The 18920-nt window shown below is 55.7% G+C and carries 11 protein-coding genes; 10 read left to right on the top strand and 1 reads right to left on the bottom strand.

Features of this window, described 5'->3' with window-relative positions; genetic code table 11:
- The first annotated feature begins 131 nt into the window (after positions 1 to 131).
- From CFI03_RS18910 to CFI03_RS18945, 8 genes are all read left to right on the top strand, one after another.
- Entirely contained in the window at positions 132 to 1961 is a 1830-nt protein-coding gene (locus CFI03_RS18910) for a cache domain-containing sensor histidine kinase (RefSeq protein ID WP_248758566.1), read from the top strand.
- Entirely contained in the window at positions 1954 to 3492 is a 1539-nt protein-coding gene (locus CFI03_RS18915) for a response regulator transcription factor (protein ID WP_248758567.1), read from the top strand. Before CFI03_RS18910 ends, CFI03_RS18915 begins: the two co-directional genes overlap by 8 nt.
- Positions 3493 to 3640: 148 nt before the next feature.
- A complete protein-coding gene (locus CFI03_RS18920; protein ID WP_248758569.1) occupies positions 3641 to 5146 on the top strand; it encodes an ABC transporter substrate-binding protein in 1506 nt (501 codons plus the stop codon).
- A 309-nt stretch (positions 5147 to 5455) separates the two neighbouring features.
- Positions 5456 to 6391, top strand: coding sequence for an ABC transporter permease (locus CFI03_RS18925; protein WP_127492504.1), 936 nt, complete (start codon positions 5456 to 5458; stop codon positions 6389 to 6391).
- An 18-nt stretch (positions 6392 to 6409) separates the two neighbouring features.
- Positions 6410 to 7324, top strand: a complete 915-nt coding sequence (locus CFI03_RS18930; RefSeq protein WP_248758571.1) for a carbohydrate ABC transporter permease — start codon at positions 6410 to 6412, stop codon at positions 7322 to 7324.
- Positions 7325 to 7487: 163 nt separating this feature from the next.
- The gene (locus CFI03_RS18935; protein ID WP_248758573.1) at positions 7488 to 8813 is read left to right on the top strand and encodes a glycoside hydrolase family 125 protein; all 1326 of its coding nucleotides are present in this window, start codon (positions 7488 to 7490) and stop codon (positions 8811 to 8813) included.
- A complete protein-coding gene (locus tag CFI03_RS18940; protein WP_248758574.1) occupies positions 8806 to 11919 on the top strand; it encodes a beta-galactosidase in 3114 nt (1037 codons plus the stop codon). Before CFI03_RS18935 ends, CFI03_RS18940 begins: the two co-directional genes overlap by 8 nt.
- A 28-nt stretch (positions 11920 to 11947) precedes the next feature.
- Positions 11948 to 14707 carry an alpha-mannosidase gene (locus CFI03_RS18945; RefSeq protein WP_248758575.1) on the top strand — a complete coding sequence of 920 codons (2760 nt, stop codon included), beginning with the start codon at positions 11948 to 11950 and terminating at the stop codon, positions 14705 to 14707.
- A gap of 102 nt (positions 14708 to 14809) precedes the next feature.
- Here CFI03_RS18945 and CFI03_RS18950 read toward each other — a convergent pair whose 3' ends face one another.
- Complete coding sequence (locus CFI03_RS18950) at positions 14810 to 16120, bottom strand: amidohydrolase family protein (RefSeq protein WP_248758576.1); 1311 nt, start codon at positions 16118 to 16120, stop codon at positions 14810 to 14812.
- Between the two features lie 157 nt (positions 16121 to 16277).
- On the opposite strand from CFI03_RS18950, the gene CFI03_RS18955 reads away from it, so the two are divergent.
- Positions 16278 to 16706 (top strand): MarR family winged helix-turn-helix transcriptional regulator, encoded by a 429-nt coding sequence (locus CFI03_RS18955; RefSeq protein ID WP_248758577.1) that lies wholly within the window; start codon positions 16278 to 16280, stop codon positions 16704 to 16706.
- Between the two features lie 398 nt (positions 16707 to 17104).
- Entirely contained in the window at positions 17105 to 18856 is a 1752-nt protein-coding gene (locus tag CFI03_RS18960; RefSeq protein WP_248758578.1) for a methyl-accepting chemotaxis protein, read from the top strand.
- Positions 18857 to 18920: the final 64 nt, after the last annotated feature.

The following is an 18920-nucleotide window of genomic DNA, read 5'->3' on the forward strand; positions in this document are numbered from 1 at the left end:
TTTCTTTCGGTGTTATGATTTACGCTGAAAATCGGACCTGTCGCCGGCAGCCGGATGGAATAGGCGCGGCTCCGCGCTTAATGTTATAATGGCGGCAAATCCTAACTATCGACGAGAGAGGGCACGGGCGTTTGAGATTCCGGAAAATCTACCGAAACTATATACAGAACAACCTGTTCGTCAAAGTCATTCTCGTCTTTGCGCTTATCGTGCATTTGACGATCATCACGCTCTCGTATCTGCTCTTCGGTCTCATATCCGATTCCATCGTGAACAGCGAGCTGAACAATCAGAAGCAGGCCATGGAGCGGGTGAACCGCTATATGGAGCAGAAGTACGATTGGGTGCAGAACACGGTGCAGGACATCTACCGCAACAGTCTGCTCGCGAGCAACGCCTCTTACTTTTTGCGGCATCCCTACAGCGAATACGCGCAGTATATGCTCGATCAGAATTACGCGGGCGGCAACGAAAGCGCGGTCGATATTCTAAGTTATCTCGCGGACCGGATGGATTCCGATCCCGACATCCAGAATATCCTGCTGTACAGCACGGACATGCAGCAGCTGTACGCTTTTAATCGGAACGGCCCGCGGCGGCTGTACAAAACCAATCCGACCCGCTCGTACATTCCCGAGATCATGGCGGCGGAAGGGCCCGCCGCGTCGGCGCCGAACATCTGGATTCGCGGGTTGATCGGCCAATGGAACTCGCAGCTGTATTCCATGCGCGTCCAGGTAAACGATAAGAATACGCTCAAAAATATCGGCCAGCTGCTCGTATATTTCGATTCCGGCATGGTGAACCGGTCGCTCGACCAGCAGCGGACTCCGCTTAAGGGCGAGATTCTGGTGCTGTCGCAGGACGGGCAGGTGTTGTCCGATTCCGCGAACCGTTACTACGGGCAGATTTTTCCGTACATGAAGCAAATCGGTTCCCTGAAGGAAACCGGCATGCTCGACGAGCCATCTTATATCTCTACGCTGACGCAGAACCAAGCCGGCTATTTCGTCGTTGGCATTACGCCAAAGAGCGTGATGGCCGAGGCGTACGCGGGCCTCAAGCGGACGATCATTCTGATCAGTACGATCTGCATTGTCGTTGCGGTCATCATTCCGTCCATCGTGATCGTCAATATCTCGAGGCGGACGAACCGGATCGTGCACTTCATGCGGAAGGTGGAGGGCGGCAATCTCACCGCCCGCCTGCAGGATGCCCGCGAGGACGAGCTCGGGCAGATCTCCCAGAGCTTCAACGAGATGCTCGACGAGCTGGGCCGGCATATCGACCGGGAATACAAGGCGGAGCTGAGGCATAAGCAGACGGAGCTTGCCGCTCTGCAGGCGAGGGTAAACCCGCATTTTCTTTACAACACGCTGGAGGTTATCCGGATGCGGGCGATGTCCCAGGGCGCGGTCGACGTCGGCGAGATGATCTACAGCCTCGCGGCGCTGTTCCGCAACTCGGTCAGCGCGAAGGCGGAGAACACGCTTGGCGAAGAGCTTGAGATGTGCAGGCTGTACCTGGAGCTGTTCCGGATCCGTTACAAAGACAAATTCGCCTACGAGGTCGAATGCGACGAGGAGCTGCTGCGGGTTCCGGTTGCAAAGCTGCTGCTGCAGCCAATCGTGGAGAACTATATCGTGCACGGGATGGATTCCCGGCGCAAGAACAATCGCCTGACTATCGAGGCAACGCAAGAGCACGGCCTGATCCGGGTCCGGGTACGCGACAACGGCAAAGGCATCGAGCCGGAGCAGCTTGCGGGCATTATGCGGCGGCTGAAGATGCCGGAAACCGAGGAACAGCAGTCCTTCGGGCTGCGCAGCGTGCACGAGCGGATTGAACTGGTGCACGGCCCCGGCTATGGGTTAAGCATAGAAAGCACGCCCGGGAAGGGGACATCGGTGACGGTGGTCTGGCCCGCGGCTGAACAACAGGAGGAAGCTGGCGATGTATAAAGTATTGCTTGTGGATGACGAACCGTTTATAACGGAAGGCTTAAGCGACGCCGTTGATTGGTCCGCCTTCGGCCTGGAGGTCGTCGGCAGCGCCGAAGACGGCGAGGAAGCGCTGGAGCGGCTGCGCGAGCATCCGGTCGACCTGCTCATCACCGACATCTCGATGCCGATCATGACCGGGCTTGAACTGATCCGCAAGGCACGGGAGCTGCAGCCGCGGTTGAAGGTAATCATTCTGAGCGGGTTCAACGAATTCGATTATCTCAAGGAAGGCATGCGCCTTGGCATCGAGAACTACCTGCTCAAGCCGATTAACTTCGGGGAGCTGGAGGCGACGCTGACGGATACGGTACGGAAGCTGGAGGTGGATAAGCCGGAAAAGCCGCTGGAGGAAGACGAGATCGGCATCCTGCGGGACAACGTCATGACCCGGTGGGTAAACGGGCGGATCGCGTTGCCCGAGCTGGCGGAACGGACGGCCCTCCTTGGCATTGATCTCTCGAAGCCGTATGCGGCGCTGGCGATCATCCGTTTCCGCCCGGAACAAGGTGTCGCGGGTTACGGCCCGAACGATTGCATCGCGGATCTTTTGGCCCAGGAGACGGACGGCCTGTCGTTTGTTCCCTTTCTCAACGAGGAGGGCGAGCTGGTCGCCGCCTGCTGCATAAACGAGGGCATGCGGAATCAAGCTAAGGTAAAGGAAGCCTTGGAAAGAGCGGCGGGCAAATGGGAGAACAGGCAGCTTGGCCCGCAGATCGCGCTCGGCGGGATCGTGGCGACGGCCGATGCCGCCGCAAGCTATGCGGAGGCGCGCAAAGCGCAGCAATTTTTCCTGGTGCGGCATGACTGGCATTTGCTCGATTATGCGGATATTTCCGCGGAAACGGCGTCTCTTCCTTCGGGGCTGTTCGAATGGGAGGCGTATGCGAAGCCCATCCTCGCCAAGGACAAAGCCGAGCTGGAGGAGGTTATCGCCCGCGATTTCGCGGCTATACGAATGGCGGAAAGCCTGCATCCGGTCCGGGCGAGAGGCGCCGCCATCGAGCTCATGATTCTGATGAAGCTCGAAGTCGACAAGCTTGGACGCGCGGATGCCGCGGAGGTGTTCCAAGGCGCGCTAGACCAAGCGGTGACCGCGGCAACGCTCGAAGGCGTTGAGAAAGCCGTGCGCACGGCAGCGTTCTTCGTCGCCGATTCGTTCTCCGGGGAAGACATGAGTCCCGTCATCAAGCAGGCGCTGCGCTACATCCACGAGCACTATGCGGAGCCGTTGACGCTCAAATCGCTTGGGCTGCAGTTTCACATTCATCCTAATTACCTCGGGCAGCTTTTTAATAAGCAGACGGGGGATACGTTCACGGATTACCTGAATAAATTTCGCATCGAGAAAGCGAAGGAACTGCTGGCGGACAGCCGGCTCAAAGTGAACGAGATCGCAAGACAAGTCGGGTACTGGGAGACAGGCTACTTCTACAAGCAGTTCAAGAAGCATGTCGGGATGGTTCCGGGCGATTTTAAGGAGCTGCTGTGACGCCTATGCGTCATTCGCGGTTCCTTTCTTTATTTTGTACACTTATTCTTTGTTTTCTATTATTTTTGAAAATGTTTTCATCTTCTAAGATGAAATAGCAAGAAGTCGCGACTACTGAATGCTACACAGACAAAAGGGAGGCAACACAATGGGAATCCGTAAAAAAGCATCGATCGGCCTGACGTCCGCGATGGCCGTTATGCTCTTGCTGAGCGCCTGCGGAAGCAACGGCGGCAACAATGGCAACGCAGCAGCAAGCAACAACACTTCTTCCAGCAACGCTGGCAGCAATGCCAAGCCGGTCGAATTGAACTGGTACACAATCGGCACACCGCAGAAAGACGTTGATAAAGTCATGGAAGCGGTTAGCGAATACACGAAAGAAAAAATCGGCGCAACAGTCAAAATGACGATGATCGACTGGGGCGATTACAACCAGAAGATGCAAGTGCTGACGGCTTCCGGCGCGGACATGGACATCATGTTCACCGCGGCATGGGCATTCGATTACGTGCAAAACGCGCGTAAAGGGGCTTTCGCTCCAATCGACGATCTGCTGACGCAATACGGCAAAGGCATTACCGACACGCTGAACCCTGCCTTCCTTAGCGGTTCCAAAGTCGACGGCAAAAACTACGGCGTACCGGCAAACAAAGAGCTTCCGACATCCGAGGTATGGCGTTTTAACAAAAACATCCTTGACGAAAATAAGCTGAGCATTACGGACGTGCGTACCCTGGAAAGCCTCGAGCCTTTGCTCAAGACAGTTAAACAAAACAACCCGGACGTGACTCCGCTGCAAGTGGACAAGACCTTCACGCCATACATTCCATACGACTATTTGATCGAGAAATTCCCGCTGGCCGTGAAGCTCGACGACGCTAGCTACAAAATCGTAAACGTATTCGAAACGCCTGAAATGAAGCAAGCACTCGAAACGATGCACAAATACTACCTGGCCGGCTACATTCCGACGGAAGCCGCGACGCTGGAATCGTCCTCGGACGTTCAGGCAACGGGCAAATGGTTTGCCGACAAGGCGACAACGCAGCCGTTCGCGGACAACGTATGGTCGACAAGCTACGGCTACCCGATCGTTTCGACTCCGATGAGCGACGCGCTGATCTACAATGCATCGGTTATGGGTTCCATGCAAGCGATCTCCGCGAACTCGAAGCATAAAGAGAAAGCAATGGAATTCCTGAACCTGCTGAACACCGATCCGGTTCTTCGCAACATGGTCGACTCCGGCATCGAAGGCACGCACTACAAAGTAACCGACGGCGACTACATGGAGAACCTTCCCGAGTCCAAGAACTACGACATGCCAACATTCGCGCTTGGCAACATTATGATCACGCACCTGAACCCGGGCGATCCTGCCGACAAATGGGAACAGTTCAAGAAATACAACGATGCAGGCAAACCTGCGGCACTGCTCGGCTTCAACTTCGATCCGACGAAAGTGTCAAACGAGATCGCAGCCGTGCAAAACGCGAAGGAATCCTTCTGGGCGCCGCTCATGACGGGTACCGTCGATCCGGAAAAATACTTGCCGCAAGCGATCAAGAAGCTGAACGACGCGGGTCTTGGCAAAATCATGGCCGAAGCGCAAACGCAGCTCGACGCTTGGAAAGCTTCGCAAGGCAAGTAAAACATTTATAGCACCGAAGGGCGAATGTTCGGCATTCGCCCTTTTTTCAAAAAAGAGAGAGACGAACGGGATACCGTACGTTGTTTCTCGTTCTAAGGGATGAAACTTGCGCCGCTGCCAATGGACGGCATCAGCCGTTTCATCTTGAATTCTAAGAGTCTATAAGTATTTTTTATAGACATGGCTTAGAATTCTCCGGATTGAAACGCGCCACCTCGCCTTAAGGATGGGGAAGCCGTTTCACCTTGGAACAAATGGCCGCAGGCCCTTGGCGCTGCAAACCGACTTCGCTTAGAAAGGGTGAACCCCATGAAGGCCTTTGGGCGTTTCTTCAAAGACATCAATCGCAATAAAGCCCTGCTCCTGATGGTGCTTCCGGCTACCGTCTGGTTTCTTTTCTTCTCGTACCTGCCAATGCTTGGCACCGTGATTTCCTTCAAGGAATACCGCGTGCACGGCGGATTTCTCTCCAGCATCATCCACAGCCGCTGGGTCGGCTTCGATAATTTCAAGTTCCTGTTCAGCACAAACGACGCGTACGTTATCACCCGCAATACTTTGCTGTACAACATCGTGTTCATCATTATTGGTCTAGTTCTGGCAGTGGCCTTGGCCATCGTCCTTTCCGAAATCGCAAACAAGCGGCTGGCGAAATGGTACCAGACGGGAATGTTCCTGCCTTACTTCCTGTCCTGGGTCATCGTCGGTTATTTCGCATATAGCTTCCTCAGCTTCGACCGCGGCGTGATGAACAAAATCGTCTCGGCGTTCGGCATGGATCCGCAGCAATGGTATTCCGAGCCGAAGTATTGGCCGTTCATCATCGTCATCGTGTTCCTATGGAAATCGCTCGGCTATAACAGCGTGGTCTATCTGGCCGCAATCATGGGCATCGACAAATCGCTGTACGAGGCGGCGATGATCGACGGCGCGAACAAATGGCAGCAGATCCGCAATGTCACGCTGCCGATGCTGGCGCCTCTCATGACCATTTTGACCTTGCTGGCCATCGGCCGCATTTTCTACGCGGATTTCGGCTTGTTCTACCAAGTTACCCGCGATTCCGGCACTCTCTACAACGTCACGAACGTTATCGATACTTACGTGTACCGCGGCCTGAAAACGACCGGGGAGATCGGCATGAGCACAGCAGCCGGCCTGTACCAATCGTTCGTCGGCTTCGTGCTCGTCATCACGTCCAACTGGATCGTCCGTCGCTTCAATAAGGACAACGCGTTATTTTAGGAAGAAAGGAGCATCATCATGGCATCCCTTAGGAAAACCAAAGACTTTCACCGGCTGACGCCGGCCTGGAACGTCATCTTCAACGTCATTGCCGGGCTGTTCGCGCTGGCTTGCGTGTTTCCGTTTCTGCTCGTCATGGTCATCTCGTTCACGGACGAGAAGACGCTTGCGCTGGACGGGTATTCGTTATTTCCGAAAAAATGGAGCACCGATGCCTACAGCTACCTGTTCAAAGCGGGCGACCAGCTATTGCGCTCCTACGGCGTGACGATTCTCGTTACGGTCGTCGGCACGGTAATCAGCTTGATCTTTATCTCGCTCTTTGCGTACGCGATCTCCCGCAAAGGGTTCAAATACCGTAAATTTTTCTCGTTCCTCGCCTTCTTCACGATGCTGTTCAACGGCGGACTCGTGCCGACCTACATCGTGACGACGAAGCTGCTCGGCCTCGGGAATTCCCTGTGGGCGCTTATTCTGCCGCTCGCGGTCAACGCGTTCTACATCATGATCATGCGCACGTTCTTCTCGACCATGATCCCGGACGCCATCATCGAATCCGGCAAAATCGACGGCGCCGGCGAGTTCGGCATTTTCTTCCGGCTTATCGTTCCGCTCGCGCTGCCGGGCCTCGCGACAATCGCGCTGTTCAACGTGCTTGGCTACTGGAACGACTGGTTCAACGCCTTGCTCTATATCGAGAATCCCGACCTGGTGCCGCTGCAATCGATGCTGATGCGGATCGAGAACAGCATGCAGTTCATTCTCGCCAACAGCAACAACGCTTCCTTGGGGACGTCCGTGCTGCAGTCGATGCCGCAGGATACGTCGCGGATGGCGATGGTCGTCCTGGCGACCGGGCCGATCGTGCTCGCTTATCCGTTCTTCCAGCGCTATTTCGTGCAAGGCCTGACGGTTGGCGCCGTGAAGGAGTAATGCGCTTAAGCATCGAAGGTTAACTCAGCTAAAAATCAACAGCATTACGAACATCTCACACCGCAAGCGGCCCGCGGCGCGGACAACCGCCGACGGGTCGTTTTTGCTGTGACGCATAAGCAATAAACAACGCGATAAAGTAACGATAAAGGGGAAAACAACCATGGAACAATTTAGATTGCCCAAAATCGATATGCCTAACCTGCCGCTGCCGCAATCCGTGCAAGCGGTGCTGGCGGAGGCGGAGACGCGCCTTGCGCACCGGCCTAAGCTGCTTCAGCTGTTCAAGAACTGTTTCCCGAATACGCTGGAAACAACGACGAAGCTGCTGGACGACGGCACAACGTTTGTCATTACGGGAGACATCCCCGCGATGTGGCTGCGCGATTCCGTTGAGCAGGTTATGCATTATGTTCCGTTTGCCAAGGACGACGCCGACCTCCAGCGGATTATCGGCGGCCTGATCAAGCTGCACATGCGCAACATCGTCATCGACCCGTACGCGAACGCGTTCAACGAAATGGCGAACGACTGGCACTGGAATACCGACGACAAGACGGACATGTCCCCTTGGGTATGGGAGCGCAAGTTCGAGCTCGATTCCATCTGCTTCTCGATGCGCCTCGCGTTCGCGTACTGGAAGGAAACCGGACGCGCCGACATCTTTGACGCGGACTTCAAGGTTGCGATGCGCGCCGCGGTCGACCTGTGGAAGCGGGAGCAGCACCATTTCGAGCGTTCGCCGTACCGCTTCGAGCGCGACAACGGCATCATGACCGACTCGCTCATGAACGATGGCATCGGCATGCCGGTCAATTACACGGGCATGATCTGGTCCGGCTTCCGGCCGAGCGACGACGCCTGCGATTTCCATTACAACATTCCGGACAACATGTTCGCGGTTGTCACGCTCCGCCAGATGCGCGAAATTGCCGAATTCGTCTTCCGCGACCTGTCGTTCGAGAAGGAAATGGCGAAGCTGGAGCGCGAGATCAACCACGGCATTCAGCTGTACGGCATCTACCGGCATCCGGAGTTCGGGCCGATCTACGCGTACGAAACGGACGGCTTCGGCAACTACTGCCTGATGGACGACGCGGGCACGCCGGGCTTGATCTCGATTCCGTACCTCGGCTACGTGGACGGAGACGATCCGATCTACCAGAATACGCGCCGTTTCGCGCTGAGCAAGGAAAACCCGTTCTATTACGAAGGCACGGCCGCGAAAGGCATCGGCAGCCCTCACACGCCTCCGGGTTATATCTGGCATATGGCCTTGTCCATGCAAGGGCTCACGGCCAAGACGGACGAGGAAATGCTCGACATGATCGCGGTATTGGAAGCGACGGACGCCGACACCGGCTTCATGCATGAAGGCTTCCATTCGGACGATCCCGCCGTATTCACGCGCAAATGGTTCGCATGGTCCAACAGCTTGTTCTCACAGCTTGTCTATAAAGCGATGAAAGCGGGACTCCTCGATGCTTAATTCGACGATTATTTTCTATGATGGCGCCTTTCCGGGCGCCTCTGCCATTGACGGAGCTGAACTGGAACAGCTGCGGGGCGTCGGCGAGGTATGCGGCGCCGATGCGCTGGCGGCAAGGCTGGAAGGGGCGGAAGGCGGCGTATTCGTGTCGCTGCACGCGCCTTATTTCCCGGTTGATGCATGGGAAGCGCTGCTCGGGTTTTTGAAACGCGGCGGCGGATTGATCAGCTTGGGCGGCGCGCCATTCCGCGTGCCGGTCCGCAAGGAAGCGGGCGAGTGGCTTGCGGAGCCGGAGCAAACCGCGTTCCACCGGCAGCTGCGCATTCACGAGATGCTGCCTGTGAAGGCGGAGCCCGTCCTGAAGCTGGCCGCTATCGAAGAGATCCCTCTATTCAAGGGCAGAGAGGCGCTGCTTGACGTCAAGGAAACGTGGAACCTCGTGCCGCATGTGACCAAATCGAGCGACCTGCCGCTGCAAATGGGTTCGGCGGGTCCGATGGACGCGCATATTTATCCCGTGCTGAAGGGCATCTCCGCCGAGGGGAGGGAAGTTGCCGCACCGGCCGTGCTGTGGGAGAACACGAAAGGCGATTTCGCCGGCGGACGCTGGCTTTTCGTCAACCTGCCGCTTGGCGCGGATTTCTTCGCGCGCGGCGGTACCGAGGCGCTTGAGGCGTGGGCGGCGTTCTGCGCGGCCGGCGTAACCGAGCTGTGGCTGAAGCCGGGTTATGCTTCCTACGAGCTGCATGAGCGGCCGCTGCTGACGCTCCAGGCGCAGAAGCTCGGCCGCGGACCGGCGGGCAAGACGAAATGGACGTTCGACATTAAAGTCAGCCGCGCGGAAGGATCAGGCGACGTGTCCGCCTACCGCCACGAGGCGGAAATCGGCCCCGAGCTGGAGCTGAAGCGCATTCCGCTGCTTGGCGACATCCAAGCGGGTTATTATTCTGTGGATTGCGTGGCCAAGTCCTCGGACGGCGAGACGCGCCTGCTTCGCCAAGGCTTCTGGGGCATGGACGCCGACTTGCTTAATACCGGCGGGCTGCTCTCGCGCGGCCGGGACTATTTCGAGAAGGACGGACGGCCGATGCCTGTCGTCGGCATGACGTACATGACCTCGGACGTCGCGCGCAAGTTCCTGTTCCTGCCGAACGTATCGGTATGGGATCGCGACATGGCGCAAATGCGCAAAGCGGGCATTAACTGGATCCGCACGGGCATCTGGACGGCGTACCGCAATATCATGCAGGTGGACGGGCATGCGTCCGAAGAAGTGCTGCGCTCGATCGACGCGTTCTTCATGACCGCGAAGCGGCACGGCCTGCAGGTGACGTTTACGTTCTTCTCCTTTACGCCGGAGACGTGGGAAGGCACGAACCCGTACCTCGATCCGCGCAGCGTGGAGGCGCAGAAGCGGTTCATCCGTTCCATCGTCAGCCGTCACCGCGAGACGACAAACGTCGACTGGGACCTGATCAACGAACCGTCGATGTTCGATCCGCCGCGCATCTTCTCCGACGGTCCGCGCTCGAGCCGCGACCGGTTCGAGAAGGCGGCTTACGCGGAATGGCTGGCGGAGCGCCACGGTTCAATCGCGAAGCTGCGCGAACGCTGGGGCATGACCCCGGGCGAGCTGCCGGATTTCGCATCCGCTGTCATACCGGAGCCGGAGGACATCAACTTCGACGTGCAGGACATGCACCAGGGCAAACGGGGGACGCGCTGGCTGGATTACGCGCTGTTCTCCATGGATATGCACAACCGCTGGGCGAAACAGCTCGTCGATGCGATCAAGGAAAGCAATCCTTCGCAGCTCGTGACGGTTGGCCAGGACGAAGCGCTTGGCGCGCAGCGGCCTTCGCCGTTCTTCTACGGAGAAGAAGTGGATTACACGACCGTGCATTCCTGGTGGCTGAACGACCATTTGCTGTGGGACGGCATCTTCGCGAAGACGGCCGACAAGCCAAACGTCGTGCAGGAGACCGGAATCATGTACGTGGAAACGCCGGCGGGCTTCGCGAAGCGGTCCGAGGAAGAGCTGCGGGCGATGCTGGAGCGCAAGTACGCGTATGCCTTCGCGGCAGGCGGAGCCGGAGCCGTGCAGTGGATCTGGAACACCAATTTCTATATGGATAACGCGAACGAATCCCATATCGGCGCGCTTCGGGCCGACGGAACCGAGAAGCCGGAGGCGGACGTTTCCTACCGGTTCGGCAGCTTCATGGAGCGGATCCGCGATCTGTTCCGGGACCGCGAGCTGGAGGAGGTCGCCGCCGTATTCCCGTACTCCAACGACTTCTCCAACCGCAAGCTGGCATTCGACGCGACGACGCGCTTGACGCGCGTGCTCGGCTACGAGCTGAAGACGCCGTTCCGCGGCGTGTCGGAATACCATCTGGATGCGCTTGAGACGGCGCCGGCCAAGCTGATCGTCGTTCCGTCAGCGCATAACTTCGCTGACGAAGCGTTCTCGCGGCTGCTGGACATTGTGGACCGGACGGCTGCCACTCTCTTGTTCACGGGTCCGCTTGGGCTCGATGCCTACTGGCGGGAAGCGGATCGGCTCTCGGATACGTTCGGACAGCGGAAGCCGGCTAACGTCGTTCGCGAAGAACGGCTCGCGATCGGAGACAAGGCGTATCCGGTATCGTACGGTCACCGTAGAATCGCCGAAGTATTCAAGGAAGCTGGCTACGGCGCCGCTGCGGGAGCGGATCAGGTCATGGAAGCAGCTTACGGACAAGGACGCCTGATCTGGTGTCCGCTGCCGGTGGAGCTGAACGAACGCGCCGAGCCGGTCGCGGCGCTTTACGCGCACGCGCTGGAGGCATCCGGCGCTCGCCGCGAATTGGAATGGCTGAAGGGCGGCGACCTGGCCGGCGTGTACGGGCGGAGTCTTCGCTTCAAGGACGGCGAGCTCTTCGTATTCGTATCCGAATACGCGCATGACGCGAAGATCGAAGTGAAGTCCGCCGCGACGGGAACAACGTATTCGTTCATGCTGGAACGGGAGCGCGCGGTATTGTTTGCCGTCGACCGGACCGGCCGCGTGACGGAGGTTTATCGCCCGGACGAAGTGGAAGTGCTGGCGCTGCCGGCCGAATAAGGCTTGAAATCGAAAGGAGACGATCGCCATGGCGAACGCTGATCATAGAAAAACTGCGCATATCATCTCGCACACGCATTGGGACCGCGAATGGTATCTGCCTTACGAGAAACATCACGTGCGGCTTATCGCGCTTATGGATACGCTGCTGGACACGCTGGAGAACGACGAGGAATACCGCAGCTTCTATCTGGACGGCCAGACGATTATCATCGAAGACTACCTGCAAGTACGCCCCGATCAACGGGAGCGCCTGGAGAAATGGATCCGCGAGGGCCGCATTCATATCGGTCCGTGGTACGTGCTGCAGGATGCGTTCCTGACAAGCAGCGAAGCGAACGTCCGCAATCTGCAGATCGGGCACCAAGATGCCGCGCAGTACGGCACGATCGCGAAGGTCGGGTATTTCCCCGACACCTTCGGCAACATCGGCCAAGCGCCGCAGCTCATGAAGCAGGCGGGCATCGACAACGCGGTGTTCGGCCGCGGCGTCAAGCCGACGGGCTTCAACAACATGGTGTCGGACTCCGCGTACGAGTCGTCCTTCTCGGAGCTTGTATGGGAAGGGCCTGATGGTTCGCAGGTGCTTGGCATTCTGTTCGCCAACTGGTACAGCAACGGCAACGAGGTACCCGTGGACGAAGCGGAAGCCAAGGAATACTGGGACCGCAAGCTGGCCGATGCCGGCAAATACGCATCGACGGGGCAGCTGCTCTTCATGAACGGCTGCGATCATCAGCCGATCCAGACGGATCTGGCCGAAGCGATTCGCGTTGCTCGCAAGCTATACCCGGATACGGATTTCGTTCATTCGAATTTCCCGGATTATCTGGCGTCGCTGAAGTCGTCGCTCGAAGACAAGCAGCTGTCGGTCGTGCGCGGCGAGCTGCGCAGCCAGCGGACGGACGGCTGGTCGACGCTCGTGAATACGGCGTCCGCCCGCGTCTACCTGAAACAGATGAACCAGGTCGGCCAGACGATCCTCGAGAAGGTCGCCGAGCCGCTCGCCGCGTTCGCTCATATGACGGGCAAAGCCAAGTACCCTCATCATCTGCTGAAGTACGCTTGGAAAACGCTCATGCAGAACCATCCGCATGACAGCATCTGCGGCTGCAGCGTTGACGAGGTGCATCGCGAGATGGTCACCCGGTTCGACAAGAGCCGCCATGTGGCGGAGACGATCGTCGACGACAGCAAGCTTGCGGTTGCCGGTGCTGTAGACACGAGCGTTTTCGCGAACTACGGTCGGGATGCGCTGCCGCTTGTCGCGTTTAATACGACGGGATGGACTCGGAGCGGCGTCGTGGAAATCGAGCTGGACGTTGCTCGCGTGTATTTCCGCGAAGGCATCGCCCCAAATGACATGATCCGCATGATGAAGGAAGTTTCTCTCGAGGGACGCACGCTTGTGGACGCGGACGGCAACGCAGTCGAACATACATTCAAGGATCTGGGCTTGCAGTTCGGCTACGACCTGCCGGATGACAAATTCCGCCAGCCGTATTGGACGCGCCGCGTGAAGCTGACGTTCGAAGCGACTGCCGTGCCGGCGCTTGGCCTCAAGACTTACGCTTGGGTGCTCGGCGCTGCAGGCGGCGCTTCGTTGCCATCGCTGGTGACGGGTTCCCGTACGCTTGCGAACGGCAACCTGAGCATCGAGATCGCCGAGGACGGTACTTTGGCGGTAACGGATATCGCCAGCGGACGTACGTACCGCGATCTGCTCATCTATGAAGATGCCGGAGATATCGGCAACGAGTACATGTTCAAGCAGCCGGACGGCGAGCCGGCGCTCACGACTAAAGGTCTAGCGGCCGAAATCCGCGTCATCGAAGACAACGCGTACCGCGCATCGTTCGAGATCGTGCATCATTGGTCGATTCCGGCGTCCGCCGACGAGCTGTTCGAGCAGGAGAAGCAGGAAGCCGTTTATTATCCCGAGCGCAAAGCCGGCCGTTCGACGAACTACGTGCCATTCACGATCCGCACCGTCGTCAGCCTGGAGCGTTCCGGGCGCGGCGTAGGCATCCGTACGACGTTTAATAACCAAGCGAAGGACCATCGCGTACGCGCCTTGTTCCCGACAGACTTGGCCGCGTCCGTCCATCGGGCAGACGCGATCTTTGAAGTAGCCGTTCGCGATAACGAGCCTGCCGCCGAATGGGAGAACCCGAGCAACGCGCAGCATCAGCAAGCCTTTGCCGATGTCAGCGACGGCACGCAGGGTCTCACGATCGCGAACCTGGGCTTGAATGAATACGAAGTGCTCCGCGACGGCCGCAATACGATTGCCGTTACGCTGCTTCGCTCCGTCTCCGAACTGGGCGACTGGGGCGTTTTCCCGACGCCGGAAGCGCAATGCCTCGGCGAGCAAACGGTGGAGCTCTTGATTCTTCCGCATGGCGGAGACGGCGCGGCGACGGGCTCTTATGCGGCCGCGTATCAGTTCCAAGCCCCGTGGACCCTCGCGCAAACCGGCGTACACGGCGGAACGCTTTCGCCGGAGCACGCGTTCCTTGCGTGGGAAGGCGAAGGCATCGCGTTCTCCTCGGCTAAAATTGCGGAAGCATCGGGCGACCTCATGCTGCGCTGGTTCAACATGCGGCCGGAAGCCGCGAAGCTGCAGGCGCTGCCGAACGTCGGCTCTGCCGCGGCGGCTTACGCGAGCGATGTGCTCGAGCAGGCGGGCGAACGCCTTCAGCCGTCCGGCGAAGGCGCGAACGGCTCGTTCGCGGCGGAGCTTGGGCCGTGCGAGATCTACACGGTGGGCATCAAGACAGCGCAATGAAGCCTCTTGGTTCTTGCGATTTGAATATAAGGGCAGCTGGCTATTCGCCAGCTGCCCTTTTTTTATGAAGAAATTTTGAATATATCCTTCCAAAAGAAATAATTAAGTCCGTTTTTGCGCACCTTTAAACCAAACGGCTTTAATAGATAAAGTATCCGAGATATTGGTTGTAGGATCGCCATTCACCAGTATGAAGTCCGCGCGCGCTCCTTCCGCAATACGGCCGCGATCAATAAGACCGAACCGGCGGGCCGGCTTCGAGGTAGCCGACTGAAGAGCTTCTATCGGAGTGAACCCGGCCTTTACCAGCAATTGCAATTCATGATGGACGCTGGCACCGTGGGCAAGGCCGCCAAGATTCGGAACGGGGACGGGGGCGACATCCGTCCCGACTAGAATATCCACTCCGGCATTGTGAAGATCCATCACGTTTTTAAAGCTATTTTCCAGTTTGCCCTGCGGGAAAGTATTGAAGCTTGAATTCAATATATCAATCCATTCCGGACTTAGCTTGGAACGAACACGGGGATCATTCGCCAATTCCGCTGCCGGGTTCCCAAGAATGGATGAGTTTAGCACCAAGCACGGTGTAACAAACGCGCCAGAATCGGCGATGGATTGCACTAACTCCGGCGTATACTCGGGCCTGTCGATAAACAGGTGGCCCAATCCGTCCACTGCAAGGTCGATGGCGGTTTGCGAGGAATGGGCAGTCAAGACGTGGGCGATGACGATTTTATCGAACTTATGGGCTTCTTCCACGGCTGCTTTCAGAATCTCGTCGCTTAAAACAGGCAGGCCGGGGGCTCCCATGACCGTTCCTTCTTCAATCATGATTTTTATATAGTCGGCGCCATTATCCACCTGAGCATGCACATGTTTAATCGCTTCTTCCACCGTCGTTACTTGCGGCACCTCTTCATGATCGTGGGCGTAAGCGGCCAGCATGGCTTCCCGGTCTTCATCCGATAACTTCTCCAATTCCTTTAACACGAACTCCGGAATCTCGTCTCCATCCGGCAGCAGCTCATCCGGATGACCTCCCGGAGCGGTGATTGCCGTGCCTGCAGAGCGGACATCGGCGACGTCATCCGCATTTTTTAATTGAATCGCGCGTCCTCTCCCCGTAAAATCACCGTTCATTTCGAGTTCCGTCGTCACTCCGAAATTTAACGCATCCCTTAATCCACCGATGGATGTATGGACATGCGCATCAATCAAGCCGGGCAGCAAGGTTGCGCCTTCGGCATTGATTATCGTTGCATTCGCCGGAATGTCGCCGCCCACCGCAATAATGTTTTCCCCTTTGATGACAATACTCCTTGATTCGATTACTTTTTCGCCATCGAAAATACGCGCATTCGTAATAGCGGTAACCTTTTCTACAGAAGAGCTTTGGACTGAATTTTTCATTTTGCGTTCCTCCTTGAAGTTGTATTCGGATCAATTCGGAGTATAACTGTTAGATATCTAACTGTCAATAAACTAATATTCGTTTGACAGGGAAGCTGGTTATCTGTATAGTTTATTTGCTTATAGTTAGCTTTCTAACAATAAGGGAGGAACGGTCATGAAGCCCCGTAAGGAGACGCCTTATCTGGATTTGTTTCAGATTATTGGCCTTAAGTTAAAGAAAAAAGCGGACGAGAGCATAAAAGAGTTAGGTTTAAACGCTCAACAAGGAAAAATAATCGGCTATATCTACGAGAATCAAGAAACCGATTTAATTCAGAGGGATCTTGCCGACCGGTTTCATCTGCGCGGGGCCAGCATTACAAGCATGCTTCAAGGTCTTGAGCAAAGAGGATTTATCGAGCGGAAAATTCCAGCCAATAACGAAAGGCAAAAAAATATTTATGTTTTACCAAAGGCCGTTGAATTGATTGAAGATTTTAATGAGTCCTTTCAAAAGGTGGAAGACGAAATCGTTCACGTCCTGACCGAAGAGGAGAAGCAAACCTTAAAGGAATTGTTGGTTAAAATTAATGAACGCTTATAATCGATAGAAAGAACGGAAAAAAGCAGCATTTCCTTTTACGGAAATGCTGCTTTTTTATTATCAAAACATAAGGCCGGCAGGATACAGGAGTTGAAAAAACATCCTGATATTTCCTGTAAATTAGATCTAAAGAACTACTAATCTTAATTTTTTCACGAAATTATTACAAAATGTATAATTTATTTACACAGTTTTTTTCTTTTTGCTATTCAACTTGTAGTTATTTAGTACGATAATATAAAAATAGTCTATGTCGAAATTTGGCAGCATTACGAGAATGAATTCGCTTTTTTCAGAAATTATTCCATATCATCATTTGAGGAAGGGGGGTTAATTACATTTCGATTTGATAATGCAGCCAAATAGACAATTAAATCATAAATAGGAGCGTTTTACAGATGTTGTTGATCAGACGGATGTCCTTTTTCACCAAGATGTTGTCGTTAGCCTTTATTAACATTATTTTAATCGGCACGATTCTAATCTCCTCCAGCTATATGACCCAAAAAGACATTCTGATTGAGCAGCTGCGCGGCCAAATTATCGCCATTACGCAGGAGTGGGCAAAAGAAATCGATCCGGCTGTCGTTGCGCAGGCGATCGAGCAGAAGAGCTACCAAGGCTCGGCGCAAGCTAAGCTTCAGGTTTTATTCGATCAAATTCATAAATACAACCCGAACATTGCTCAAGCCTACATATTCGGCACGGAGCTTGCGGATGGCAATAAAACCTCGCTGGTCGCCATGCCTACAAGTCTCGTAGAAGCGTTCTCGTCCGAGAACATTAATATCGGCGACATGTACGAGCAGCCGTCCGCCATGGCAAGCGCCGTTGCCAAGATGCTGAAGACCGGCAAGCCGACCTTTACAAGCTTCTATTCCGACAGCTTCGGAACATGGACGTCGGTTCTTTACCCGATCGTTGACAGCCAGGGCAACAGCCTTGGATTCTTCGCTGCCGACGTGGATGCCAGCGCGGTTCCAGAGGGGCTGCACAAGCTTCTTGTGAACGGCATTACCATTATGGTTATTTTCATGCTGATCATTTTCCTGATTCAATATGTCGTGTCGCGTCGTGCGATGAAGCCGATTAAAGAGCTGGTGCGCGGCATTGAAGAGGTAAGCACAGGCAATCTAAGCGTGGAACTGAAGACCGGTCTTGACGATTTGGGAACGGTTAACAAGAAGTTTAACGGAATGGTTAGCCAGATTAACGATATGATGCTTCAAGTTCAGCACACCTCGCATGCCGTTACGAATTCTGCCAAGAATCTGCATGAAATCTCGGAGCTGAACAGTAAAAATACAAGCCTGATCACGGCAAGCGTACAGGAAATTTCGGGTGGCATCGGGGAACAGAAGCAGGCAACCATGGATACCGCAAGAGCGATGACCGAGCTTGCGGCCGTTATTCAGACGATCGCGGAGAACTCTTCGAAGGTCGCTCACGAGGCTTACGACATGGAGCAAAAATCCATCGAGGGCAACTCGGCCGTTAAGCAGGTTATGACGCAGATGGAGCAAATCCAGGCCGTGGTCAGCAAGTCTACGAGTGCAATCAAGCTGTTGGACAGCCGTTCGCAGGAGATCGAAAATATCGTTTCGATGATTATGAGCATCTCCGGCCAGACGAACCTGCTCGCGTTAAACGCCGCGATCGAGGCCGCGCGCGTAGGCGAGCATGGCAAAGGCTTTGCCGTTGTTGCCGGCGAAGTCCGGAAGTTGGCGGAGCAGTCCGATCAGTCCGCGAAGCAAATCTCCGAGCTGGTGAAGGAAATTCAGGACGTCATCCGGATTGCCGTAGAGGCGCTGGAGCAAGGGACTTACGAGGTTAATGACGGCCTTCAGATTACGAACGCCACGGAGCAGCTGTTGAACGAGATTCTGCAGGCTACGCAAAACGTAACGATGCAAATTCAAGAGGTGTCGAGTTCGACAGAGGAGCTGTCGGCAGGTACGGAGGAGCTTACGGCAACATCCGAAAGCCTGTCGTCGGCGGTAAGCGTTACGGCCGTAAACAGCGCCAAAATATCCGATTCCGTCGAAGAGCAGAAGGAAAGCATGTCCGCCATCGTGGACTCTTCAACGGAGCTTACCGCTCTTTCGGAAAAACTTCAGAAGCTTCTTAACCAATTCCAGGTTAAAGGTTAAACCTGTTCCATCCTCGCATCGGATTCGATGCGGGGACATTTTTACTGCTCGGAAGGAGTAAAGA

The organism is Paenibacillus sp. ATY16 (assembly GCF_003399985.2).
GTDB classification, from domain to species: Bacteria; Bacillota; Bacilli; order Paenibacillales; family Paenibacillaceae; genus Pristimantibacillus; species Pristimantibacillus glycanilyticus.